This window comes from Nonomuraea sp. NPDC002799, assembly GCF_053592075.1.
The window spans coordinates 20,879-43,442 of sequence record NZ_JBSFVA010000023.1 but is presented as its reverse complement, the minus strand read 5'-3'; the positions used below and the strand labels follow the sequence as shown (position 1 = coordinate 43,442).

25 protein-coding genes are annotated in these 22,564 nt (G+C 65.9%); 18 read left to right on the top strand and 7 right to left on the bottom strand.

Annotated features, from left to right (window positions below; translation table 11 throughout):
• Nucleotides 1–33 precede the first annotated feature (33 nt).
• Both ACWD0F_RS33640 and ACWD0F_RS33635 read right to left on the bottom strand, forming a co-directional pair.
• Complete coding sequence (locus tag ACWD0F_RS33640; protein WP_449882827.1) at nt 34–669, bottom strand: TetR/AcrR family transcriptional regulator; 636 nt, start codon at nt 667–669, stop codon at nt 34–36.
• A 55-nt stretch (nt 670–724) separates the two neighbouring features.
• Nucleotides 725–1,993 (bottom strand): cytochrome P450, encoded by a 1,269-nt coding sequence (locus ACWD0F_RS33635; protein ID WP_449882824.1) that lies wholly within the window; start codon nt 1,991–1,993, stop codon nt 725–727.
• Between the two features lie 469 nt (nt 1,994–2,462).
• On the opposite strand from ACWD0F_RS33635, the gene ACWD0F_RS33630 reads away from it, so the two are divergent.
• On the top strand, nt 2,463–4,694 hold the full coding sequence (locus ACWD0F_RS33630; RefSeq protein ID WP_449882822.1) for a prolyl oligopeptidase family serine peptidase: 2,232 nt from the start codon (nt 2,463–2,465) through the stop codon (nt 4,692–4,694).
• Nucleotides 4,695–4,847: 153 nt separating this feature from the next.
• Here ACWD0F_RS33630 and ACWD0F_RS33625 read toward each other — a convergent pair whose 3' ends face one another.
• Nucleotides 4,848–5,219, bottom strand: a complete 372-nt coding sequence (locus ACWD0F_RS33625) for a DUF5997 family protein (protein WP_449882820.1) — start codon at nt 5,217–5,219, stop codon at nt 4,848–4,850.
• 54 nt (nt 5,220–5,273) lie between these two features.
• Here ACWD0F_RS33625 and ACWD0F_RS33620 point away from each other — a divergent pair, with 54 nt between their 5' ends.
• Entirely contained in the window at nt 5,274–6,002 is a 729-nt protein-coding gene (locus ACWD0F_RS33620; RefSeq protein WP_449882817.1) for a LysR family substrate-binding domain-containing protein, read from the top strand.
• Between the two features lie 125 nt (nt 6,003–6,127).
• Here ACWD0F_RS33620 and ACWD0F_RS33615 read toward each other — a convergent pair whose 3' ends face one another.
• Nucleotides 6,128–6,487, bottom strand: a complete 360-nt coding sequence (locus tag ACWD0F_RS33615; protein ID WP_449882815.1) for a VOC family protein — start codon at nt 6,485–6,487, stop codon at nt 6,128–6,130.
• Nucleotides 6,488–6,782: 295 nt separating this feature from the next.
• Nucleotides 6,783–7,874, bottom strand: a complete 1,092-nt coding sequence (locus ACWD0F_RS33610) for a serine hydrolase domain-containing protein (protein ID WP_449882813.1) — start codon at nt 7,872–7,874, stop codon at nt 6,783–6,785.
• 304 nt (nt 7,875–8,178) lie between these two features.
• On the opposite strand from ACWD0F_RS33610, the gene ACWD0F_RS33605 reads away from it, so the two are divergent.
• From ACWD0F_RS33605 to ACWD0F_RS33590, 4 genes are all read left to right on the top strand, one after another.
• Entirely contained in the window at nt 8,179–9,213 is a 1,035-nt protein-coding gene (locus ACWD0F_RS33605; protein WP_449882811.1) for an STM4015 family protein, read from the top strand.
• Nucleotides 9,214–9,605: 392 nt separating this feature from the next.
• Nucleotides 9,606–10,838, top strand: coding sequence for an ATP-binding protein (locus ACWD0F_RS33600; protein WP_449882808.1), 1,233 nt, complete (start codon nt 9,606–9,608; stop codon nt 10,836–10,838).
• A 2-nt stretch (nt 10,839–10,840) separates the two neighbouring features.
• Nucleotides 10,841–11,506, top strand: a complete 666-nt coding sequence (locus ACWD0F_RS33595; RefSeq protein WP_449882806.1) for a hypothetical protein — start codon at nt 10,841–10,843, stop codon at nt 11,504–11,506.
• Nucleotides 11,470–11,937, top strand: coding sequence for an ATP-binding protein (locus ACWD0F_RS33590; protein ID WP_449882804.1), 468 nt, complete (start codon nt 11,470–11,472; stop codon nt 11,935–11,937). Before ACWD0F_RS33595 ends, ACWD0F_RS33590 begins: the two co-directional genes overlap by 37 nt.
• Here ACWD0F_RS33590 and ACWD0F_RS33585 read toward each other — a convergent pair.
• Nucleotides 11,835–12,641: a UTRA domain-containing protein gene (locus ACWD0F_RS33585; RefSeq protein WP_449882802.1), complete on the bottom strand. Its 807-nt coding sequence runs from the start codon at nt 12,639–12,641 to the stop codon at nt 11,835–11,837. The two genes, ACWD0F_RS33590 and ACWD0F_RS33585, sit on opposite strands and share 103 nt — an antisense overlap.
• A 382-nt stretch (nt 12,642–13,023) precedes the next feature.
• On the opposite strand from ACWD0F_RS33585, the gene ACWD0F_RS33580 reads away from it, so the two are divergent.
• The 3 genes from ACWD0F_RS33580 to ACWD0F_RS33570 all read left to right on the top strand — a co-directional run bounded on the left by ACWD0F_RS33580 (nt 13,024) and on the right by ACWD0F_RS33570 (nt 15,965).
• A complete protein-coding gene (locus tag ACWD0F_RS33580) occupies nt 13,024–13,623 on the top strand; it encodes a thermonuclease family protein (protein WP_449882801.1) in 600 nt (199 codons plus the stop codon).
• A gap of 256 nt (nt 13,624–13,879) precedes the next feature.
• Nucleotides 13,880–14,347: a type II toxin-antitoxin system HicB family antitoxin gene (locus tag ACWD0F_RS33575; protein ID WP_449882798.1), complete on the top strand. Its 468-nt coding sequence runs from the start codon at nt 13,880–13,882 to the stop codon at nt 14,345–14,347.
• Nucleotides 14,348–15,074: 727 nt separating this feature from the next.
• Nucleotides 15,075–15,965, top strand: coding sequence for a hypothetical protein (locus tag ACWD0F_RS33570; RefSeq protein ID WP_449882796.1), 891 nt, complete (start codon nt 15,075–15,077; stop codon nt 15,963–15,965).
• A 557-nt stretch (nt 15,966–16,522) separates the two neighbouring features.
• On the opposite strand, the gene ACWD0F_RS33565 is transcribed toward ACWD0F_RS33570, so the two are convergent.
• On the bottom strand, nt 16,523–16,966 hold the full coding sequence (locus tag ACWD0F_RS33565; protein WP_449882794.1) for an NUDIX hydrolase: 444 nt from the start codon (nt 16,964–16,966) through the stop codon (nt 16,523–16,525).
• A gap of 61 nt (nt 16,967–17,027) precedes the next feature.
• Between ACWD0F_RS33565 and ACWD0F_RS33560 the strand changes: the two genes are divergently transcribed.
• The 9 genes from ACWD0F_RS33560 to ACWD0F_RS33520 all read left to right on the top strand — a co-directional run bounded on the left by ACWD0F_RS33560 (nt 17,028) and on the right by ACWD0F_RS33520 (nt 22,560).
• Nucleotides 17,028–17,819, top strand: coding sequence for a GntR family transcriptional regulator (locus tag ACWD0F_RS33560; protein WP_449882792.1), 792 nt, complete (start codon nt 17,028–17,030; stop codon nt 17,817–17,819).
• A gap of 116 nt (nt 17,820–17,935) precedes the next feature.
• Nucleotides 17,936–18,259, top strand: coding sequence for a hypothetical protein (locus ACWD0F_RS33555; protein WP_449882790.1), 324 nt, complete (start codon nt 17,936–17,938; stop codon nt 18,257–18,259).
• A gap of 204 nt (nt 18,260–18,463) precedes the next feature.
• Nucleotides 18,464–18,625 (top strand): hypothetical protein, encoded by a 162-nt coding sequence (locus ACWD0F_RS33550; RefSeq protein WP_449882787.1) that lies wholly within the window; start codon nt 18,464–18,466, stop codon nt 18,623–18,625.
• Between the two features lie 148 nt (nt 18,626–18,773).
• The gene (locus tag ACWD0F_RS33545; RefSeq protein ID WP_449882785.1) at nt 18,774–19,679 is read left to right on the top strand and encodes a hypothetical protein; all 906 of its coding nucleotides are present in this window, start codon (nt 18,774–18,776) and stop codon (nt 19,677–19,679) included.
• A 17-nt stretch (nt 19,680–19,696) separates the two neighbouring features.
• On the top strand, nt 19,697–20,053 hold the full coding sequence (locus tag ACWD0F_RS33540) for a hypothetical protein (RefSeq protein ID WP_449882783.1): 357 nt from the start codon (nt 19,697–19,699) through the stop codon (nt 20,051–20,053).
• Nucleotides 20,054–20,142: 89 nt separating this feature from the next.
• A complete protein-coding gene (locus ACWD0F_RS33535) occupies nt 20,143–20,985 on the top strand; it encodes an FtsK/SpoIIIE domain-containing protein (protein WP_449882780.1) in 843 nt (280 codons plus the stop codon).
• An 87-nt stretch (nt 20,986–21,072) separates the two neighbouring features.
• Nucleotides 21,073–21,405, top strand: coding sequence for a hypothetical protein (locus ACWD0F_RS33530; protein WP_449882779.1), 333 nt, complete (start codon nt 21,073–21,075; stop codon nt 21,403–21,405).
• On the top strand, nt 21,402–21,890 hold the full coding sequence (locus ACWD0F_RS33525) for a hypothetical protein (RefSeq protein WP_449882777.1): 489 nt from the start codon (nt 21,402–21,404) through the stop codon (nt 21,888–21,890). The genes ACWD0F_RS33530 and ACWD0F_RS33525 overlap by 4 nt, the downstream gene beginning before the upstream one ends.
• The gene (locus ACWD0F_RS33520; protein WP_449882775.1) at nt 21,874–22,560 is read left to right on the top strand and encodes a hypothetical protein; all 687 of its coding nucleotides are present in this window, start codon (nt 21,874–21,876) and stop codon (nt 22,558–22,560) included. The genes ACWD0F_RS33525 and ACWD0F_RS33520 overlap by 17 nt, the downstream gene beginning before the upstream one ends.
• Nucleotides 22,561–22,564: the final 4 nt, after the last annotated feature.

Sequence of the window (22,564 nt, the reverse complement as noted above, 5' to 3'; positions counted from 1 at the left end):
TGGCGTCAGCCGCCAGGAGCACCGGCGCGTCCATCACCCGCCGGATCGGTCCGTAGCCGGCGGCCCGGCGACGTCGTCGCCACACGGTGACGGCGCGAGCCAGTGGCGGGTGAGGTCGCGGATGGCTTGACGCCATCGCTCGGGTTGATCGCCGGCGGCGATCGCGTCCCCCGCACTGTGCAGGATGGCGAACAGGAACGTGGCGGCGACGTGCGCGTCGGCGGAACGGAAGGCGCCCTCCGCCATGCCGCGGCTCAGCGCCGCCGCCATGGCGGTGATGATGTCGATACGGTGGTCGACGGGGGCGCCGGTGGCGGCCGTGTGGAAGACGGCGTGGTGAAGGCCGCCGGGCTGGGCGATGGTGTCGACGGCCGCATCGCATTCGGCGTCGACGGTGGCCCACCAGTCGATGGGATCGGCGGTTTCGGCGAGCCGGTGGAACCGGCTCACGTAGTCCCGCAGCACCCGGTCCCGGACGGCGACCAGCATCTCTTCCCAGGAGGAGAAGTAGACGTAGAAGGTGCCCTTGGCCGAGCCCGCTTCGGCCGTCACGGCTTGGACCCAGTTGCTCACCTCCTGACCGGACTCCAGGAGCCGGATGGCCGCGTCGATCAGTTCACTGCGCCTGGCCTCGGGCGAAAGGCGCCGACGGCTCCTGGAGGTGACCACGGCGACAGGCTAACGGAAACGTCCGGAACGATCGCGCCGGTGGGAGGGTGTGGGCTCACCGGGCACGATGCCCGGCTCTGGTGCGGGCGATGCGGAGTTCGCTGACTCCGCGCAGGTTGAGGTGCTCGCGGTACGGCGGCGGATCGGCGATGAGCCTCGGGTCCAGGACACGCTGGGCGAATCCGGCCAGGGCCAGCCGGCCTTCGAGCCTGGCCAGTGGCGCGCCGAGACAGAAGTGCGGGCCGAAGCTGAAGGCCAGGTGGCGCCCCTGGGCGCGGTGGGGGTCGAAGCGGTCCGGCTCCGGGTTCGCTTCCGGGTCCCGTTGGGCCGCGGCCAGCAGCAGGATGATCATGCTGAGTTTCGGGACGTGCACCTCTCCGACGCGCAGGTCCTCGGTGGCCATCCGGGCGGTGAGCTGGACAGGCGGGTCATACCGCAGAGTCTCCTCGACGACCCCCTGGGCCAGGCTCGGGTCGGCGCGGAGTGCGGTGAGGTGGCCGGGGTGCCGGAGGAGGGCTAACACACCGTTGGCGATGAGGTTGACCGTCGTCTCGTGACCGGCCACCAGCAGCAGCACGATGCTGGAGACGAGTTCGTCGTGGTTGAGTGCGTCCGCGCCGTCCTTGGCGGCGATGAGGTCGGAGATCAGGTCGTCCTGGCGCGGGCGGGTGCGCCTTTCGGCGATGAGCTCGTTGACGTACCTGTGCATCTCGATCAGTCCGGACACCCACTCCGGCGTCGCGCCGTCGGCGTCCGTGCTGCTCGACAGGCCGTCCAGCAGACGGGTGAGCTGGGAGGACCACTGGCTGAACAGAGGCACGTCCGCCAGCGGGACACCGAGCATGCGGCAGATCACCGTCACCGGAAGCGGGTAGGCGAAGTCGGCGATCAGGTCGAACGTGTCATGTTCCAGAGCCCGGTCGAGGAGATCGTCCACCAATTGGGTGATGAACGGCTCCATCCGAGCGACGGTGCGGGCGGTGAAGGCGCTGCCGGCCAGCCGCCGTAGCCGCGTGTGGTCCGGTGGGTCCTGGGAGAGGAACCAGGGCTGGTGGACCGAGGACGGCGCGTCGGGCGGATAGAGGCCGCCGCCCTGGCCACCGCCGTTGCGCCGCCAGCGCTCCGCGCTGAGCCGCGGGTCGCGGAGCAGGGTCTCGCAGTCTCGGTATCGGGTCACCACCAAGGTCGACATCTCCTCGATCCACACCGGGCCGAGGTCGCGGAGATCGGCGTAGATGGGGTACGGGTCGACTCTCGACGCCGGGTCCAGAAGCTTGCCGATCAACTCGAAACCGGACATCTCCACATCGCGGGTCTCTGACATCTGCGCTCCTTGGGTGCGTTCTATTGACCTTAGGTCATTAGTAACTGACCTGAGGTCAATATGTCAACGCGAAGCGGGACTGCGAGCTGTCTAGCCGACACCTGTAGCCATCTGTAGCGATACCGTTACCTAGAGCGAGGGTAGGGGTGGGGCGAGAAACGCCAACCCGACAGGAGATGTACATGAGCGAACTTCCCGCCATGCTCGGCCTTCCCCTCATCCTGGCCGACGAGGCCGTGACCTTGGAGGACTGGCGGATGGAACTGGCCGAGGGCGGTCAGGACTGACCGGCGCGTCACCCGAAGTGCGCGTGAAGCTCCCGGATCTTTCGGGAGCTTCGCCTTGTCCTGAGGTCCGCCTTGGTTTGAGGTCCGCCTTGTCCTGAGATTCGCCCTGCCTTGAGAACCGCCCTGCCTTGAGATTCGCCCTGCCTTGAGATTCGCCTGTCTTGGGAAAGGACAGCCGCCCCATGTCCAGCGCGCCGGCATCATCTCCCCTCGGCCACCCTCCGCCACACAGGGAAACCCGCACCGAAGAGCTGCACGGTCACACCGTGGCCGACCCCTATCGGTGGCTGGAGGACGGTGACAGTGCCGAGTGCGCGGCCTGGCTGCGAGACCAGGCCCACCTGTTCACCGAGGGCGCCGCGGCCTGGCCGTACCATGCCTCATGGCGGAGGCTGCTGGGGGACGCCTGCACGGGAGACGCGAGCTCACCCCCGGTGTGGCGCGGCGGCCGCCGGTTCTTCCTCCGGCACGCACCGGGCCGGGCGCTGCCCGTACTGATGATCGCCGAGCCGGGCCGGCCCGCGCAGGTCCTGCTGGACCCCCTGGACGTGGACCCCAGCGGCGCGACGACGCTCGATGCCTGGCGTCCCTCGCCCAGCGGCGCTCTGGTGGCCTACCAGAGCTCCCACCAGGGCGATGAACGCCCGCGGCTGCGCGTGCTTCAGGTGGCCACACGCCTCGTCGTGGACGGCGCGCTGAACCCGGGCCGTAAAACGGCGGTCGCCTGGCTGGCGGACAGCAGCGGCTTCTTCTACATCAGCACCCCCCAAGGCCAGGCGGGGCGGCAGTTGCGGCTGCACCGCATCGGCACCGATTACCACCACGACCCCGTGCTGTTCACCACCGGTCTTCCGCAGCTCTCGGTGATCACCAGCCCGGACGGAGCTCACCTGGCCATGTCGGCCGCACCCGGAGCGACCAGCGGCAACCGCCTCTGGCTGGCCCCGGTGCCCCGCCACCCCGGCCACCAGCCGCGGCCCGTCCTCATCTTCGACGGCACGGCGCGGAACACCCGCGCGGCGCTGAAGTTCGCCCCCGGCGGCAGGATCTACGCCATCACCGACGCCGACGCCCCCTTCGGCCGGTTGTGCGCCGTCAACGCGTCCGACCCGCACGCGTGCGCCTGGCGCACGGTGATCGGCCAGCATCCCGGCAGCGTGCTGGCCGCCTGCGTGACACTCACCGAACCCGCCACCGGCGAGCCGCACCTGCTCACCGCGCACACCCGCAACGGTCTGAGCCGGCTGTGGCTGCACACCGCCGACGGAACCCCCCTCACCGAGGTGGCCACCCCAGGGGCCGGGCACATCTCCCAGCTCACCGCGCCCCCGGAAGGCGGGCCCAGCGCCTGGTTCACCTACACCGACTTCATCACCCCGCCCGCCGTGCACCGCTTCGACCTGACCGAACGCCACTGCACCCCGGAGCTCGGCGAATTTGATCCGGCATCCGGCGTCCAGCTGGCTCCGGCCGCGGCCGGAGCCACCCCGGGCTCCGTGGCAGTCACGGGATCGGGTCCTCAAGCAGGCGGCACGGCAGCGGGCACGGTATCGGCCCGGCCGGTCGCCGGTGAGCGGCCGGTGGTCGAGCAGGTCACCTACACCTCACAGGACGGCACCCGGGTGCGCATGCATCTGATCGCCCCGTCCGGGCGTACCGGACCGTCCCCTGTCCTGCTCACCGCCTACGGCGGATTCGGCGCCTGCATGCCTCCCGCCTACTCCCCCGCCATCACCGCCTGGGTACGGGCCGGCGGCACCTACGCGATCGCGAGCGTACGCGGCGGCGGAGAAGAGGGAACCGGCTGGCACGCGGCCGGCCGCGGAGCCAACAAACCCAACGCCATCGCCGACTTCCTCGCCGCCGCCCGCTGGCTGATCGACCACCGCCGCACCACCTCCCGGCAGTTGGCGATCCGCGGCGGCTCCCACAGCGGGTTCATGGTCGCCGCCGCCATCACCCAGGCTCCCGAGCTGTTCGCCGCCGCCGTATGCTCCGACTCGGTCACCGACATGCTGCGTTATCAGCACTTCGGCCTCGGCCATCTGTGGCGGGCCGAGTTCGGCACCGCCGAGGACCCCGACCAGTTCGCCACCCTGCTCAGCTACTCGCCCTATCACCGCGTCCGGCCCGGCACCGCCTACCCGGCCACCCTGCTGACCTGCCCCCGGGCCGACCCACGGGTGGATTCCCTGCACACCCGCAAGATGACCGCCGCCCTTCAGCACGCGACCACCTCCGGCCGGCCGATCCTGCTGCGCTGCGAGAGCGGCGTCGGCCATGGCCCACGCGCCCTGGACCGCTGGCTCGCCCTGCAGACCGACGTCCTCGCCTTCTGCGCCGCCCATACCGGCCTGCACGAGAACGTCATGGGCCGTGGCGGCGGCTTCGGAGTCTCTCCCAGGGAGATGTGACCAGGACCCGAGCACATGTGATCAGGGCACGGTTACATGTGCTCACGAGCAGCGGAAGAGCAGGCATTCTTTGCTACCCGGAAACTACCGCTCTTCGACCAGGAGCCCATGACAGGCGCCATCCGCGTGGACGGCGCCGGCCCTCTGCACCATTCAGCGTTGTTTGAGGCGGAGTGCTTCTTTACGGCCTTCGGCCTGAACGGACCGCTCGTGCTCCAGCCAGGCCGGATTCTCCGCCTTCAGCGTATCGATCTCAGCCGTGGTGAGCGGTCCGGTGATCCCGCCTCTGGTCAGGCCGGAAATGGAGACCCCGAGCTTCGCGGCGACGACCTGCTTGGGATGCGGGCCGTTGCGGCGCAGGTCAGCGAGCCAGGCGGGTGGCGCCGACTGCAACTCGTTCAGCTCGTCCCGGGAGACGACACCCGCCTGGAACTCGGCGGGAGTGGCTGCGAGGAGGACACCCAGCTTCTTGGCCGCGGTCTCCGGCTTCATCGTCTGGGTGGTCTTCGGTTTGGACGAGGTCATGGCATCGAGCGTAGTCAGTCGGAACGGGTTCCCTGACATCGGTACCCTGGGGAAGTGACTGATGGGGAGACCGGCGACGAGTTCCGGCTGGCATACGTGCCCGGGGTGACACCGGCGAAATGGGTCAACGTCTGGACCGAGAGGTTGCCCGGCGTGCCGATTTCCCTGATCGCGGTGCCCGCCGCCGAGGTGGTGGGGCTCCTGCGTGATGGCGGCGCCGACGCCGGATTCGTCAGGCTGCCGATCGACCGCGACGGGCTCAGCGTGATCCCCCTCTACGTGGAGACCACGGTGGTCGTGGTGCCCAAGGACCACGCGGTGGCCGCCGCCGACGAGGTGACCGTCGCCGACCTGACCGACGACGAGGCGTTCCATCCGCTGGACGACACCATCGAGTGGACGGTGCGGCCCGGGCTGCCCGCGTTCACCCGCCCGGCCACGACGGCCGACGCGGTCGAGCTGGTGGCGGCCGGCACCGGGCTTCTCCTGGTTCCGCAGTCGCTGGCCCGCCTCCACGACCGCAAGGATCTGACTTACCGGCCGGTGCCGGACGCGCCGCAGTCTCAGGTCGCGCTGGCCTGGCCCACGGACGCGACCACCGACCTGGTGGAAGACTTCATCGGCATCGTCCGCGGCCGGACGGTGAACAGCTCGCGGGGCCGTACCCCCGCCGCCCCTGAGAAGAAACCGGCACAGCGGCAGGCACAAAAACCCGCACAGAACGCCTCCGGCCGCCGCGCCGTGCCGGCCGGCCGTAAGAAGAAGGGCCACCGGCCCCGGTGACCCTGCCGGCCCGACCCTCCGGCGACAAGATTCCCAGTGTCGGGCCCGCTCTACCTTGTCGGCCGCGCGACCTCAACTTCGGGCACCTTCGACACCGGCAGAATGAGCCATCGAGCAAATCCGGGTCACGCGGCGGCGGCTTGATCACAGACGAAGCAGAACTCGTTGCCTTCGGGGTCGGCCATGACCTGAAAAGATCCCTGATCGTCGGTGACCGTCCCGCCGAGCCGCGTCGCACCCAGCCGCAGCGCGTGGGTAGTGGCCGGCTCGATCGCGTCGACCTCGATGTCCAGGTGCAGCCGGTTCTTCCCGGCCTTGTCCTCGGCAACCGGCTGGAACGCCAGCCGTACGCCACCAGGCGGTTCGACATGGGACCAGCCACGGGCGCGATCCACCGGGTCACCGCCAAGGAGGGCTGCCCAGAAGCGCACCAAGCGCTGCGGATCCCGGCAATCCACCACAATCTGGTTCAGGCGCACGCGCATGACGGCCAGAGTAGCGATCACGCGGACTTCGCCGGCACTGCGACAGGATCACGTCACCCCACCTGTTCGACGGCGGCTGTTGCCGACCCGGAACAATGCGCTGCCGTCGAACCCCTCAAGCTGGACCCGGCGCAGCGCCTACTCCGTCGCCTCCCACGGCGTCGGGCCGGCGCCTGGCGAGGAGAACGGACCGAGGCTGTCTGGGGGCGCGGTCGAGTCGCCGTCCGTGCGGATGGACATGATCTTCTCCCTGTGATCGTCGCGAATTCCGCCCTGGCGCATCCACGAGGACAGCTCAGCGGGTCCCGGCAAGATGGTCGGCCAGGATCGTGGTGACCGACAGCGCGGTGTCGAAGTGCGGGACGAGCCGGTTTTTCGTCAGCGCGAAGGCGACCCTCCGCGCGGGGTCGGCGTAGGCGTAACTTCCGCCCCCGCCCGGCCAGCCGAATGCCGCGGAGTTCTCCTCAGCGGGGGCGCCCATCCGGCCGATCGGGAAGCCCAGCGCCATCCGCACCGGATTACCGAAAACCTGATCCGCACCCTCGAACGCGAGCGCGGGCAGTTCCGCCAACCGTGCGGAGTCCACGAGCTTGCCCTGCAGCAAGGCGTTGTACATCGCGGCAAGGCCATGCGCAGTGGCGGTGCCCACCGACGGTATGTCGGCGCGCAGGATCTCGCTGTTGTTGCCGAAATCGGCACTCGGCCGGTTTTCCCACGGCGCGAGGATCGCTTCATCGTCGTCCGGGGCGGCGGGCCATGGCCGCGCCTGCTGCTCCAGGCGTGCCAGCCCCGGCAGCGACTCCTTCGGAGCGGCGAAGTAGAGCTGCCCCTCGATACCGAGCGGCGCGGTGATCCACTCGCGCAGCAGCTCGCACATGGGCCGCCCGGTCGCGCGGCGGGCCAGCTCGCCGACGAGATAGCCAAAGGTGTAGGAGTGATAGCCCACGGCGGCGCCGGGCTGCCAGCGCGGCTCGGCGGCGGCCAGCGACTCACATACCCTGGACCAGTCAGGAAGATCGCCCGGAGTGATCTCGCGAGGCATGGCCGGAAGACCGACCGTGTGGGTCAGCACGTGCCGCAGTGTCGCCGTGGCCTTGCCGTGCACACCGAACTCGGGCCAAAGGTCCGTGACCGGACTGTCGTAATCGAGGAAACCACGCGCGACGAGCAGATGCGCGAGCGTGGCCGCCACGTTCTTGCCAATGGAGAAACTGAAGATCGGCGTGGCGGAGGTGACCGGTCGCCCCGTGGCCGGGTCGGCCGTGCCGGCCACCGCGTCGACGATCAGCGCGCCATCCTGATAGACGGCGACCTGCACACCGGTCTCCGCGCCGGCACCGACCAGCGTATCGATATGACGCTGAATTCGTTCCTGTATCTCACTCATCGCCATCCTCGTCACTTCCCCGGCCGCGCGGAGGAATCGCCCCTCCGGCCCGGCGGCTTGCGCGAGTCGCACACCGTGCGCCGTCCCAGGTATGACGACCGACGGCGGCCGGAAAACTCATCGCGCCGAGCAGAGTCAACCGACGGCGGCCACCGCGCGGACAACCTTCAGCCACGAAAGTCAGATAGTGCGGCAACCTACAACGCAGCCCTGGGCGCGTTCGAGTGAGCAGCCGCAACGACCTCTGTTATCGTCCGCGGCGGCCTGATGGAACACAGTTCGGAAGGATCGCGAGGGAAGCATCATGATGAGTGAGCATCTGATGGAATACGGCGGGCTGCCGGTCTTCGCGTTCAGCGAGGACACTGATTCGTCGAGTGGCCTTCCGCCGGCCCGGGACGTGGCATGGCACCTCTCCTGGGAATGGGACAGCATCCGTTTCGAGGACGTCTTCGATCCCTTCTTGGACGCAGTCGACACAACCCAGGTCAACCATCTGATCATCGGATACTGGGGGTCCTGTGAAGACGATGTCTACCCGCCCGAGGTTTTGATCGACGCCGTAGACCGGTTCCCCGCCCTGAAATCACTGTTCCTCGGCTATCTGCATGATCCATGGCAAGAATTCAGTTACGTTGCCTCTCGTAACCTCGATCCGCTGCTGCGGGCATTCCCGGCGCTGGAACGCCTGGATGTGCACGGCGACGACCTGGAACTCAGCCCGTTCCGCAGCGAGACGCTCCGGACACTGCGCTTCGAGTCGGACGCGCTGCCCGCCGAAGCCGTCCGGGCGGTCGGCGCAAGTGATCTGCCCAGCCTGGAGCACTTGGCGATGTGGCTCGGCCGCGAAGCCAATGGCCGCACCGTCACACTCGACGACCTCGCCCCGTTCATGTCCGGGGAACGGCTGCCCGCGCTGCGTCACCTTGGCCTGGAAAGAAGCTCGTTTCAGGACGACATCGCCGCAGCGGTCGCGGTCGCGCCGATCGTGGCGCGACTGGAGTCGCTGAGCCTGGCCCTGGGCCGGCTCACCGACCGGGGCGCGGAGGCGTTGCTGTCCGGGCAGCCCCTCACCCACCTCAGGCGACTCGACCTGTGCGACGACCCCGAGCGTGACGGCTTCTTCACCGCCCGGTACGCGCAGGGGTGGTTTCTCCCCAGGAAGGGGCAGGTCCTAGCGTCCCCCAAGCGACTCGATCCGGGCGCCGACCCTCACAGCGACCACTTCGGGAGCGTCCGCTTTGTCAACCACCACGGCTTCAGTGACGCCATGACGGAACGGCTTCGCGTCACGCTGCCGAACGTCGAGTTCTCCTTCAACCTTTACGGCGCGAGATAGGGGCAGAACCTGTACCACCAAACGGCCCCGCCCTGCCGGTCAAGGGACAGCAGAGACGCTTCCGTGCCTTTGCTGGGCATCGATGGGACATGTATGTACATGTCCTACCAAGCCGTTGACCGCGAGGCCATGGCGAGCGCGACGTTCGATCGGCAGTCCGCTGGTGTCGAGCCTCGGTCCCGGTATCCACAGCGACTGTGATCACACGGAACCCTGTCTAGAAAGCACTCTTTCGCACGAAAACACTCCCGTCCGTTTTCGGCAGAATGCCCACACTGCCTACGGCAGAACGCCCATGAAGGATCCGGCAGAACGCTCACTGTACGGCTTGATCTGCGGTAACCTGCGGGATCGTGACGCAAACTGCTCTGTACCCGCGCCGCACTCATGCCATGACGCTCGAAGCACTGGCAGACACCCGCGTGGTCATCGTGAACGGTGCTCGCCAAGTCGGTAAGAGCACACTGGCAGGCCTGATCGCCAGCCAGACTGAGAACGCTCGTCAGCTCTACCTGGACGATCCGGCGATCTTGTCCGCAGCGCAGGAGGATCCCGTTGCCTTCGTCCGGCATGACGGACTTCTACTGATCGATGAAATCCAGCGCGCCCCCCAACTCCTCCTGCCGATCAAGCACGAGGTCGACAGGGACCCACGTGCGGGCCGATACCTCCTCACCGGGTCCGCGCGCCTGCTCGGGCTACGCGATCTCCCAGACGCCCTGCCGGGCCGAACGGAGACCATCGAGTTGTGGCCGCTCTCTCAGGGGGAGATCGACGGTGCTCCCGACGGGTTCGTGGATTACGTCTTCACGCAGGATCTCGACGCCACTATGTGTTCTTGTCCTCTCCGTAAGCATGACTACGTTGACAGAGCGTTGCGCGGTGGTTATCCCGAGGCAGTCCGACGGGACCCAGGCCGCAGACGGAACAGGTTCTTCGACTCGTACGTCACCGATCTGATATCCCGAGACGTGCGCCAGATCTCCGACATCGAACGCCCTGCTGAGATGCGCCGGCTTTTGAGCGTCATAGCCGCGCGCATGGGTGGATTGGTGGTGGTCCAGTCAATTGCCGGCGACGTGGGCCTGCCCCGGATGACACTCGCCCGCTACCTGGACCTTCTAGAGTTGGTCTTCGTTATCAAGCGGATACCGGCCTGGTCCTCGAACCTCACCCGCCGCGCCATCTCCACGCCCAAACTGATCGTCACGGACAGCGGACTTGGCGGCCGCCTGATCGGAATGTCATCCGAGCGCGCCAGGGATGTCACGGCCCCCATTGGTCCCCTGCTCGAGAATTTCGTCACCGGAGAGGTGGCACGCCAACTCACCTGGGCCGATGAGCCCGTCCAGCTGTTCCACTACCGAGACCGCGACAAAGTCGAGGTGGACATCGTCTTGGAGCACGCGTCCGGTGAAGTGATCGGGGTCGAGGTAAAGGCATCTGAAACCGTGCGAAGCGACGACTTCCGCGGCTTGCGCCACCTGGCCGACCGACTTGGAGCGAGATTCCGAGCCGGCTTCGTGCTCTATACCGGAGAGCAGGCGCTGGCGTTCGGGGAAAAGCTGAGGGCCCTTCCCATGGCGGCCTTGTGGATGCTCGGAACCGCGACCGAAGACGTGTAGTCATGGTCGCCAGGGTGCATGAATGCGATCCGTCGGCCAAGCCGTGCCATATCACGGCGTCGGGCACGGCATACATGCGGGGGTACGACGGGGACTTCCCACTGTCGGATTTGGAAGAGCAGGCATTCCTTGCCGCCCGGAAGCCGCCGCTCTTCGACAGGCAGTCCGTGACAAGCGCCACCCGCGAGGACCTGGACAGCGACCTTGTCACAGCGTTCCTACGTTCGGTCCGCGAACGGGATCCCCACGGCCTGGGCCGTTTCCCTGACGATGCCGAGTTGCTGCGGCGTGCTGGAATTACTCTGCCCGACGGCACTCCGACCGTCGCAGGAGTGTTGACTTTGGGGGTTCATCCACAGGAGTGGTTTCCGCGCTTCGTCATCCAGGCTTCGGCAGAGCCATTGCCGTCCGATCCCGTAGGATCGCGGGCTCGGAACCAGACAACGATCACCGGGGCTATTCCACGGATGCTGGAAGAGGCCCTGAACTGGGCACGGCGAACCTTTGACACCAGCGTCGTGTCGGCGCCGGACGGGACCGTTCTTGATCGGCCCGCCTATCCCTACATCGCATTTCGCGAGCTCATCGCCAACGCGCTTCTCCATCGCGACCTCGATCATTGTCGGCCGGCATGGCCGTGGAGGTTCGGCTCCGTCGTGACCGGCTGATCGTCTCCAACCCTGGCGGCCTGTACGGCATCACGGTCGATCGGCTCGGCCGGGATGCCGTCACCTCAGCACGCAATGCGCGACTCGTTGCGATCTGCCAACACGCTCGCACCCCAGAAACAGGCGCGCGAGTGATCGAGGCGCTGGCAACAGGCATTCCGATCGTGGCCAATGCCCTGGCAGAGGCTGGGCTTCCACCTGCGCACTACATCGACGCCGCCATCCGATTCACTGTCGTCCTACGGCGGCACGCAGTTCCCGTCATCACCCGGGCGACGTCCCTGAAGGATTCAAGGCCGTCCAGCGCGATCGTCACTCAGGTGGTCACTCAGAATTCGTCGTATCCCGAGACCTGGCCGATGGGGAAGATATGCCGGTTCGCGGCGCAGATCGTTTCGAGCACATGGACCGCCGCGTCCTCGGTGGAGTAGCTGGCGCGCAACACCTGGACGATCCACTCTCCGGACTCAAGCTCCAACGTCTCACGCTCGAAGGTCGTCGGTGGCCGGGCGGTCAGATTCTCCTCGGCGTGCCCGAACGCGTAGCCCAGGGCGGTCAACGCGGACTGAAGCGACGGCTTCACGAACTCCGGCTCGGCGAGCCTGGTATCGCCGAACAGATCCGCGCGGAAGTAGCTCGTCGCGATGCGCACCGGTACGTCGTTCGCCGTCATCATCTTGCGCCGGGCCACGATCTCGACACCAGGTTCGACGCGCAGGCAGGCCGCCACGTGATCACTGGCAGGCTCCAGCCCGACGTACAGCATCCGGCGATCAGCCTTGAGCCCCTGCCGTTCCGCTTCCGCCAGGAACAGGGATTTCGAGCCTCGAACGGCGGGCTCAGTGGGCAACGCGCGCTGCACCAGCACACGAGGGGCTGACGAGGCAGGCCCTTCGGGCGTACGGGCCGCCGGGCCCTTCCGCATCTGTGAAATGCGCCCCGGGGAGACACCCAGCCGTCCGGCGATCTCCTCCAGGTTCATGCCGGACTCCCGCGCCTCGGCGATGGCCTGCCGCCGCATCTTGGCCGCCTCGGTCACCAACCCCTGTTCCTCGGTCATGAGACGGCTGAGCATGCGGGCTCGTTCCACGGGATCACTGACCTGCGCGACTTCTCTCAGCGTCTTCAAGTCCATCCGTGTGCCGCCTCCTCAGCGACCAGACTGCCCACTTTAGGCCCCCTATTGCAGGGTCCGATCCGAGCTCTACTCTCGATCAGGCGTAATTCCAAGATCGCACACAGGATGTTTTCACAGGTGGGCGGTTTTGGGTTCGAACCAGTGACCGCTCGCTTGCGAAGCGTGCACTCATCACGGGTGGTGTGTACACCGACGGCGGTGTTGAGGCGTCTCCTCTCTCGTCCACAACGTCCGTCCCTGGAGCCACGCCATGCGCTTACGCTCATGCACGACTACGATCATCGCCGCCGCGGCCGTCGCGCTGCCGCTCACCTTCGCGACGTCCGCAGAGGCAGCCGCACCCGCCGGCGTCCCCAAAGGTGCCGTCTCTGCCCGAGTCGTGAAGATCGTGGACGGCGAGACGATCGATGTCATGCGCGCAGGCAAGAAGATCCGTGTCCGCCTTCTGGAGGTAGACACGCCGGGGCGCGGCAAGTGCTGGTTCAAGACCGCGACCGCCCGCACCGCGGCTCTCCTACCGGTCGGGAAGGTCGCCTACCTGGTTGCCGACAAGGGCCCGAAGGACCGCTACGGCCGCTGGCTCTACTACGTATGGTCGGCGAAGGGCGTGCATGTCAACCGCTACCTGGTCCGCTACGGCTACGGCAAAGCCGTCCTGTCCAAGCCGAATGACCGCTACATCAAGGTGATGCGCGCCGAGCAGGTCAAGGCGAAGGCGGAGCGCCTGCGCATCTGGTCCGGCAAGTGCGACGGCGGCGGCGGAACCCCGACACCGACATCCACGCCTACCCCCAAGCCGACGCCCAAGCCGACGCCCAAGCCGACGAAGACCGACCCGGCCCCGTCAGGGACCGATCCACGCTTCCGCACCTGCGGCGAAGCGAACAACGCCGGCTATGGGCCGTACAGGCGTGGCGCTGATCCCGAGTATGCCTGGTACCAGGACCGCGACGGAGACGGCGTGGTCTGCGAACGGTAAGCCATCGAGAAAGGCAGCGGCCCCCGGACTGCTCAGTCCGGGGGCCGCTATGTGTGGCGCCTAAGACGCGCGGGGTCCTCACTTCTTCGCCGGAAGCCGTAGTAGCCACGCCACCCGGGCCGGAGCCGGGGCCTCAAGGCGTGGTACGACATATCTTGGATAAATCGCCCTATGCTGTTGACCTGCGGCTATGCAATTAGACGTGGGTTGGCCAAGTGCCTAGACGCGCTGATGAGGCGGGCTTACGCTGCCGTGCATGAAGACGCACTTCGAGGAGATCTTCGACGAAGAAGACATCGTCGAGACTCCGGCCGAGCCATCCGGCACCCGGTACACCAGCTACCCCGCCACAGCCACGCGCGACGGAGCACTGTGGACCGTCGTCGTCCACGACCTCCCCGAAGGTCGCGCCGTCCAGGCGCAGGGCGCGACGTGGACCGAGGCTGAGATGAACGCAGCCAAGGGCGTCCTCGCCGCGCTCAAGGCCGAGCTCGGCACGGTCGGCGTCCATCTCGCCCCTGACGACCCCGAGGCCGCCGCCGCGCTGGATGCCGTCGTGGCAGCTCGTGTCGCCCGCGCTTACGCCGGACAGGCCGAGAGAGACGCCGTCCGCCACGCTGCCCGCCTGCTCGTGGACAGAGGCTGGAGCACCCGCGACGCGGGCCGGGCGCTTCGCCTGTCCCACCAGCGCATCTCCCAGATCGCACCACAGACCGCCGGGTAAGCTTCGGCGCTCGCCTCGCGGGGGACGCCTCGAGCCGTGACATCCTCACCGGCCCAGTCACGCTGGAGGCTGCATGGACGTCAGTTGCTGCCGTGTCTGTCTTGCTCGGGTTGAAAGTGCATGGCCTGCGGCACGGCCAAAAGGTGTGGCTCGACGTACTCGGCGTCCCAACGGTGGCGTCAGAGGAGCGGCTGGGTCATGGGGTGCCGGGAATCGTCGGCACGTACTCGCACACGCCTCCCGCGATGCTGACTCAGATCATGGAGGGCTTGCAGCGGTTCGCGGAGCAGTCGTTCCAAGAGCGGTCAAGGATGCACGGCGGAAGATCACCAGTGCGGGTTCTGGGCGGGTTGCTCGAGCCCTTGAGAAAGATCGGCAAGGGAGATCATCTTCCAGATCTCTCCCACTCACCCGTTTCCGATCTTCGACCCCGCCCCAAAAAAGGTGGTCTGACCTGGGTGGGCGGTACTGGGTTCGAACCAGTGACCCCTCGCTTGTAAGAGTAGCTATTCGATCACTGGAACTGGGGTTTCCGCCGCTCAGGCCTGCATTCGGCGTGCACTCATGTGCATGGTCGCGCTGTGGTGGGCGTTCCTGATGTCACTCAGTTTGTCACTCACCTCTCGATACCCCCCGGCTCGTTTGCCGTCGTTCCACGCGAAGAGGCTTACCGCTGGAAGAGGCGTTTGGGAGACGTGACTATAGGTGGCCATGCATCCTGGGAGGTATGGATTGGTGGAAGCTCGGCCTTGAGTACTTCAAGGTGGCTGTGGGCTGGCCCGTCATTGTGCTAGCGATCGCGATCACTCTCCGCAAGCCGATCGCTACGATATTTAATCGAGAGCTTGAAGCTGAGGCCGCCGGTGTGAAGCTCCGCGTTGGACGAGCGAAGGAGGCGGCTGAAGATGCCCTCGAAGAAGCGACGGAAGTGTCCGAGAAAGCAGAGGGCCAAGTACGCTTCGACGTAAGCCAAGAATCAGAACAAGTCGACGAAACGGAACTTTCTGGCAGGCTCGGAGAGCTGGAAAGTCAACTGATCGACGAGGAGGCGCGTCGTGCGTCGCTAGAGCGCGTGCTTTCTGAGGGGGCAAGATTGGGATGGGAATGGGCCCGATCGGGGGAAAGCGAGCCACCAGAGCTCGCAGTGTACTGGAACGCCGAAGGGCAGCCCAAAATTGTGACAAGAGAGCAGGTGGACAAGAATAGAGCTGGTGGGCAAACCGAAGTACGCGGGTTTGCATATGAGCAACGCGTTTTGGGACTCCTAATGTCAGCATTTCCAGGCTGCGCGTTCGATGTCTATCCTGATTCTGGCCCTGACCTGCAGATTCGCAGTCAAGGAACTGTGATTAGTGTCGTTATTAAACATGTTGGATCTGGACGATATTTGTCCACCGTTGCGCTTAATCGCGCGATGGGACGCATTGCTTATGGTGTTACACCCGTTCTCCTTGTTACCAATGTTGAGCTTTCCAAGAACGCTAAACAGATATTTCAAGATATGAACTCAGAGGCATTTGCAAATCTATCGTGGGTCACGTGGAGCGGCGACTCTGACAATGGGAGATTGATAGCAGCCGCAAATGAGATGATTGAGCATGAATCGCAGCGCTCGTGACGCGCAAGTTATCCGCCCGATCGTATGACGGTTATGCGACCGTTGTTTGCTCCGAGCAAATGCGATACAGCCCCCCTCTTGGCCTGCCCGTCTGCCGTCGTCCCACCCACGGGGTTAGCGGGCCAGCCGCGGGGCCGCCCGGCCGCGAGCCCGGTGCCAGGGCCGTGATGGAAAGAAGGCGGCCCCGCGGCTGGTCTGCTAAGGCTTGCCCTGGGACGGCGGCAGACGGGCAGGCTTCCACAGCAACCCACTCAGACGGGCAGGGAACGATCTTGGCTGCCCGGAGCCGGAGCGCCCCCGCCGGAGGCTTGCCGTAAGGACGACCCCGTGATCGCGCACGCGTGCGCTGATTGGCTCGTCCTCTGTGACCCGAGAACTGCGCTCCCCACTGTGCCAAGCGTCTGTACTGTCGTGGCGGCCCGTCGACTCGTCCGCGCCAGCCGTCCGGCGCGCTCTTAGCCGACCGCCTGGAGCCCTAGCGGAGGGCGGCGGCGTTCGCCGTGACGGCGGCGCGTGCGGCCTGCTTGCGGGCCGCCTTGAAGACGTACAGAAACTTCTCACAGGGCACTGTCGTCAGACAGCTTGATCCCGTTGTGCTGGCGTATGGCGGGTTTACCATCGTAGAGAGCGTCGAGCACACGCACCGCGAAAGCTTCGTCAGCCATGGAGATCACCTCTTCGGGTGTCGCCCACTGAAAGCCGCTCACTTCATCGTTGGTCGTCAGTTCGCCACCGGTCCCAACGCAGCGGAAGACGAGAGCGACTATGCCTCGCGACATGTTCTTGTACACGCCGGTCAGCGCGACCGGCTCGACGTCTAGGCCGGTCTCTTCCTTGACCTCTCGGCGAAGGCCGTCCTGGATGGATTCGTTGAGCTCAAGGACTCCCCCAGGCGGCTCCCAATGAGAGTTGTCTCGCCGTCGGATGAGGAGCGCACGCCCGACATGGTCGACAACGATGCCGGCAACGCTGACAGAGTGCTTCTGCTGATGTTCGTTCATGGTTGACCTCCAAGGGTAGGCTAGAGAGTGATAGACGTCTGTACGAGTTGAGGGAGCTGCTGTGAGCGCGGAGATGGTTGGGCTCGGGTCGGTTGATCCGACCAGCGACCGTGCCGTGTTCCGGCAGATCGCCGACCACCTTCGCGAAGCGATCGAGCGCGGCCGACTGGAGGAAGGCGACAAGCTCCCCTCCGAAGCCAAGCTCATGGACCATTACGGTGTCGCACGCATGACGGTCAGGAACGCACTTCAAGCCTTGCAGACAGAAGGGTTGATCGTTTCCGAGCACGGTCGTGGCGTCTATGTACGCACGCGACCCGTAGTCAAGCGGCTCGCGTCGGACCGGTTTGCGCGACGTCACCGAAAAGAGGGCAAAGCCGCCTTTCTTGCCGAATCCAGCCAGATCGGCGCAAAGCCGGAAGTCGATATGATCTCCGTTCGGGAGGTCGCCCCTCCCCCGGAGATCGCAGAGCGTTTGCGTCTGAGAAGTGGCGAGGTAGCCACAGCCAGGAGCCGGCGGTATTCCCTGAACGGCAAGCCCGTAGAAACCGCAATTTCTTACCTCCCGGTTGATATTGCCCGTGGCACACCGATAGAAGAGCCGAACCCAGGTCCCGGCGGTATCTACGGACGCCTTGAAGACCTTGGACACACCTTGGAGCGCTTCACCGAGGACGTTCACTCTCGGATGCCCACTCAGGAGGAAACCCGGCTTCTGCGGCTTGCTCCCGGAGTGCCTGTTTTTCGCCTGATTCGTACGGCTTATGACATTCATGGGCGTGCTGTCGAGGTGTGCGACACGATCATGGCAACGGATGCCTACGTTTTGTCGTACGAACTTCCCGCACATTAGTTGACACCCTTCCTCTCCTCCTCTATACAAGTAAGTGTACTCCTCTAGACGAGTAGACGCCTAGAGAGAAGGAGTCGCATCGAGAGGCGATGCGCCCAGAAGGAGGGAAGGGCTCCATGAAGCTCTACGTGGACACGAGCAACAAGCAGGTGACGGTGTCGAAGGAGTCGGTCGAGAAGACCGACCAGAACGGTCGCCAGAAGACCGAGCGCGACACGGGTCGTCCGATGTGGTCGACGCAGGTGTTCATCCTGGACGAGGACGGTGGCGAGGTCATCACTGTCACTACGGCCGGTATCCGGCCCGAGGTGAAGGTGGGACAGGTCGTCACGCTCTCCAAGCTGGAGGCCCTGCCGTGGTCGACCAACGGGCGCAGCGGCGTTGCGTTTCGCGCGCAGGAGATCAAGGCGGCTTCGGTGTCGGCGGTCAAGACTGCCTGACTCGGCTCAGACGCTCACGGTCCACCTGAGGTGTCCGCATGTGATGCCACTCGGAGACATCTCCAGGCATCACTTCCGGCCAACGGCCTGATTCGGCACACCGGAGATCACTCCGAACCAGCCGACAGATCACACAAGGAATTCCCGGGCACGCCACCCAACCACGAGAGAGCGTGCCCGGTCCTCGTAGAGAGGAAATCCAGCATGGCATTCCGCTCGCACATTTTCCATCCCGGCAAGCCCGGCACCTGGCCGAACGGCGAACCCCAGTCCGTTCGCGATACCTACGATGCCATGCTCGCCGACCAGGCGAAGGAGCGGGAGAAGGACGTCAAGTCCAGCCCGGTCAACCACAACGATCAGTAGCTCATCTGCGTACGGGGCCGCCAATCTCCCCAGATCCGGCCCCGTCGCACTCACTCCAAACCGACATCCCTCAAGGGAAGGAAGTCGACTCATGGCCAAGAATAGTGGCCGTTCCTACTCGCGGCGAGCCTCGGGCCGTCGCGGAACTGTGACGGTGATCGAGGATCACGTCTCGCGGTCCTACACCCGTAACGCCAAAATCGCCTTCTGGGTGGTCTCCGTGGTGACCGGCCTGCTGGCCGCCACCATCCTGACGGACTACTGGCACCCGATCATCGCTCTCATCCTGGGTGGCGCCTGCGGCGCACTGATCGCCCTGCCGATAGCCGCCGTGATCGCCGTCTGGCCCGTGCTGCGGGTCCTCGTCTGGTGGCTGCCGGAAATCGTCACCGCCGCCGGCCTCGTCTACGGGTTCGTAACCCTGGCCCAGAACACCACCCTGGCCATGCGCCTGGCGGTCATCGCCCTACTGGCAGTCCCGTTCGTGTTCCCGCAGGTCCGGCGCAACGTCATGAAGGTCGCCTGGTGCGTCATCTCCCGGCACCGTCTGCGGACCTGCTTCGCCGAATTCATCATCGGCAACAATCGCGCCTCGCTGCCGTTCGTGCTGTGGGCTCGTCCCACTTTGATCGGCGAATCGGTTTGGCTGTGGCTCCGTCCCGGCCTGGCCATGTCGGACCTGGAAAGCCGACTCGAACAGATTGCTGCCGCGTGCTGGGCCGACAAGGTCACCGTCGAGCGCGCTTCGCAGTCCAACTCCGCTCTCGTGCGGATCAACATCAGCCGTCGTGATGCCCTGACCGGGCGCGTCGTCTCTCCGCTCACTGACGAGATCAACGACACCAGCGACATGTTCGATCAACCGACGCTTGTCCTCGACACGGGCAATGGCGGGCTGGACCTGAACGACGTCACCGAAGCATCCGTCACCGACACGCCCAAGAACACCAAGAACGGCCGGACCGACAACGGCAACAAGCCCGCCCCTGCTCGGGCGGCTGTCCCGGTCCCGGCCGCACGCGGCGCGGAAGACATCAGCGACTACATCGACTGAAGCTGAGAGAACCCACCATGACTCACCTCACCGAGACCAACTCATCGATACGAGTCCAGCTCATCGAAGGGCTACGTGCCCTGGCCGACTTCCTCGACACACACCCCGATGTGCCCACCAACTCGTGGGTCAACGTCAGCTACAGCGTCACCGCCGCTGACACCTCCGGCGACGACTCCGACGACGCGAAACGTGTGGAAGTCGATCGCGTGGCCGCCATCCTTGGCGTCACTCCCACCCAGAACAACCGCGGTTCCCACTACACCGCGCTACGTACCTTCGGCCCGGTCGAATACCGCGCTACCGCCATCACCCAGGAGGAGATGGCCTTGCACCAAGCCGCAGACACCTACTACGGCCTGGTCACTCCATAGCTGCAACGCTCTGACGGTCCGTGCGGGCTCTGCCCCTGGTGGCACCCCGTACGGTCTCGTTTCGTTCTCGCCGAAAGAGACCTACGATCATGACTCTTGCTCTCGCCTCGGCCGTGCCGATAGGGCCGATGCTGTCGATGTATGACTCGGTCTTCATCGGGATCGATGAGATGCGTCAGCCGGTCTACATGCCGCTCATCTACCGCAACATCCTCGCCGCTGGCGAACCGGGCGGCGGAAAGTCTGGCCTGATCCAGTGCATCGGCTGCCACGCCGCCCTGTGCGACCGCACCCGGCTCGTTCTCCTGGACGGCAAGCAGGTCGAGCTTGGCATGCTCGCCGAGGCCGCCGACAAGTTCGTCGGTCCCGACATCGATGACGCCATCATCACCTTGCGTCGTCTCCAGCAGGTGATGAACAACCGCTACACCTGGCTGTCGGCCCGACGCCGTCGCAAGATCGAGCAGTACGACGACGTCAACGTCATCGTCGTCATCATTGACGAGATCGCCTACTTCTCGGCAACTGTGGGCGACGAACGGCAGCAACGCGAATTCATCGCCCTCCTGCGCGACTTGGTCGCACGCGGTCGAGCCGCCGGAATCATCGTCGTCGCCGCCACACAGCGGCCCAGCGTCGACATCATCCCCAAGTCGATGCGTGACCTGTTCGGCTACCGAGCCGCGTTCCGCTGCACCTCGTCCGGCTCCAGCGACATCATCCTCGGCGATGGCTGGTCCGGCTCTGGCTACTGCGCCACCGACATCACTCCCACCAGTCAGGGCGTGTGCTACCTCATCGCCGAAGGCGGCACCCCTCGAAAGATCAAGGTCGCCTATCTCACCGACAGCGACATCGCCCACATCGCCGACTACGCCGTCGCCATCCGCCGCAACAGCGCGTCCAGGGCGGCCAACCAACTCGCCGCCTGAACAAAGCACAGGGGCCGGATTCGCCTCCTACAGCATCCCGGCCCCTGCCCCTCCACTACTCCACCTCAAAGCGAAGGACGTGGATTCATGCAGCCTATCTGCACCGTGCCCTCCGGCATGCCCGGAACCGAGAGCACCGACAACCCGCTCTTGACACCCGAACCCGCTCGCCGGGTCGTCGAGAACGACCAGTACGTCGCCTTCCTCCGGCGTGCCATCCGCGCCTACGGCCGCCGTATCGCCACTGGCGATGTCGAAGCACTGGCCGACGCTGTTGCCCTGATCAATGACCTCGACACGGCTATCACGCAGGCCGTGGTCGGCCTCCGCGAGCAGGGCTACTCCTGGGCCGAGATCGCACGCCCCCTGGCCATCACCCGTCAGGCCGCGCAACAGCGCTGGGGCGGTGAGAACGCATGAGCGTCAGCGGGACCGTCTACCTCCTGCACTTCGACCGGCCCTACAAGCACGCCCGCCACTACATCGGCTGGACACCCGGAGACCTGAACCGACGCCTCCGTCAGCACCGCAGCGGCACCGGCGCCCGCCTGATGAAGGTCATCACAGCCGCCGGAATCGGCTTCGTCGTCGCCCGTGTCTGGGACGGCGGACGCAACCTCGAACGATCACTCAAGAACCGGGGCGGAGCTTCACGCTGCTGTCCTCTGTGCGGCGTCGTACCCCGCGTCACCGGCTGGGACCAACGGGCGGACGAACACCCGGTTCCGGACGCCACCGACCCGTACGCGATCACCCTCGTGACCGCCACCTGTGGCTGTAACCGGATCACTAGCGTCGCCGCAACGCTTCTGGCAAGCGCCTCCATCACGTGTAGCGAGTGCCACCAACCCCTCGTCCCGCACCTCAACGACCACCAGGACGACTGTCATGACCTCACCGTCTAACCGGGCCGCCCGCCTGGAATCCGCCGCCCAAATCCTTATCCTGCTCGTCATCGGCGGCATGGCCGGCCTCGCCTCCTTCACCCACGTCCACGACTGGACCATGCGACACGTCCCCACCGGAACCGGCGACTGGTTCGGCTGGGCTAACGCCATCATCTCCGAACTCACTCCCACCGCCGCCGGTCTGGAAATTCGCCGACGCAAGCGCGCCGGAACCTCCGTCATCTACCCGATGATCGTCCTCATCGCCGCTGCCGCGCTGTCCATCGCCGCGCAACTCGCGGTCGCCGAGCCCAGCCCTACCGGATGGCTGCTCAGCGCCGTCCCGGCACTGGCCTTCCTCGCCCTCACCAAACTCGCCCTGTCCGGCGGCAACCCGGTCACGACGCCAACCCGCGAACACCTCACCGTCGCTGACGAACCAGCCAATCAGACGATCACCACCGTGACAGCGGAAATCCCCCACGCCGAGACTCCCGCGATCGAACCGGTCGCCTCCATCCCTGACGAACTCCTCCAGGGCGCACGCATGGCCGTCTTCGCTCACCGCCAACGCAGCGAAGACCCCGTCACCCCGGCCATCCTCGCCGAACACCTCGGCGTGGACACCGGCACGGCCACTGCCCTGCTTCACCACCTCGACGGCACCCACGACGGGGGCCGCCTGTGACCAC

Coding starts and splice junctions, on each gene's coding strand:
- ACWD0F_RS33635 (WP_449882824.1), bottom strand. CDS start 1,993: ATGTCAGAGACCCGCGATGTGGAGATGTCCGGTTTCGAGTTGATCGGC.
- ACWD0F_RS33630 (WP_449882822.1), top strand. CDS start 2,463: ATGTCCAGCGCGCCGGCATCATCTCCCCTCGGCCACCCTCCGCCACAC.
- ACWD0F_RS33625 (WP_449882820.1), bottom strand. CDS start 5,219: ATGACCTCGTCCAAACCGAAGACCACCCAGACGATGAAGCCGGAGACC.
- ACWD0F_RS33615 (WP_449882815.1), bottom strand. CDS start 6,487: ATGCGCGTGCGCCTGAACCAGATTGTGGTGGATTGCCGGGATCCGCAG.
- ACWD0F_RS33610 (WP_449882813.1), bottom strand. CDS start 7,874: ATGAGTGAGATACAGGAACGAATTCAGCGTCATATCGATACGCTGGTC.
- ACWD0F_RS33605 (WP_449882811.1), top strand. CDS start 8,179: ATGATGAGTGAGCATCTGATGGAATACGGCGGGCTGCCGGTCTTCGCG.
- ACWD0F_RS33600 (WP_449882808.1), top strand. CDS start 9,606: ATGACGCTCGAAGCACTGGCAGACACCCGCGTGGTCATCGTGAACGGT.
- ACWD0F_RS33595 (WP_449882806.1), top strand. CDS start 10,841: ATGGTCGCCAGGGTGCATGAATGCGATCCGTCGGCCAAGCCGTGCCAT.
- ACWD0F_RS33590 (WP_449882804.1), top strand. CDS start 11,470: ATGGCCGTGGAGGTTCGGCTCCGTCGTGACCGGCTGATCGTCTCCAAC.
- ACWD0F_RS33585 (WP_449882802.1), bottom strand. CDS start 12,641: ATGGACTTGAAGACGCTGAGAGAAGTCGCGCAGGTCAGTGATCCCGTG.
- ACWD0F_RS33575 (WP_449882798.1), top strand. CDS start 13,880: ATGAAGACGCACTTCGAGGAGATCTTCGACGAAGAAGACATCGTCGAG.
- ACWD0F_RS33570 (WP_449882796.1), top strand. CDS start 15,075: ATGGATTGGTGGAAGCTCGGCCTTGAGTACTTCAAGGTGGCTGTGGGC.
- ACWD0F_RS33565 (WP_449882794.1), bottom strand. CDS start 16,966: ATGAACGAACATCAGCAGAAGCACTCTGTCAGCGTTGCCGGCATCGTT.
- ACWD0F_RS33555 (WP_449882790.1), top strand. CDS start 17,936: ATGAAGCTCTACGTGGACACGAGCAACAAGCAGGTGACGGTGTCGAAG.
- ACWD0F_RS33550 (WP_449882787.1), top strand. CDS start 18,464: ATGGCATTCCGCTCGCACATTTTCCATCCCGGCAAGCCCGGCACCTGG.
- ACWD0F_RS33540 (WP_449882783.1), top strand. CDS start 19,697: ATGACTCACCTCACCGAGACCAACTCATCGATACGAGTCCAGCTCATC.
- ACWD0F_RS33535 (WP_449882780.1), top strand. CDS start 20,143: ATGACTCTTGCTCTCGCCTCGGCCGTGCCGATAGGGCCGATGCTGTCG.
- ACWD0F_RS33530 (WP_449882779.1), top strand. CDS start 21,073: ATGCAGCCTATCTGCACCGTGCCCTCCGGCATGCCCGGAACCGAGAGC.
- ACWD0F_RS33525 (WP_449882777.1), top strand. CDS start 21,402: ATGAGCGTCAGCGGGACCGTCTACCTCCTGCACTTCGACCGGCCCTAC.
- ACWD0F_RS33520 (WP_449882775.1), top strand. CDS start 21,874: ATGACCTCACCGTCTAACCGGGCCGCCCGCCTGGAATCCGCCGCCCAA.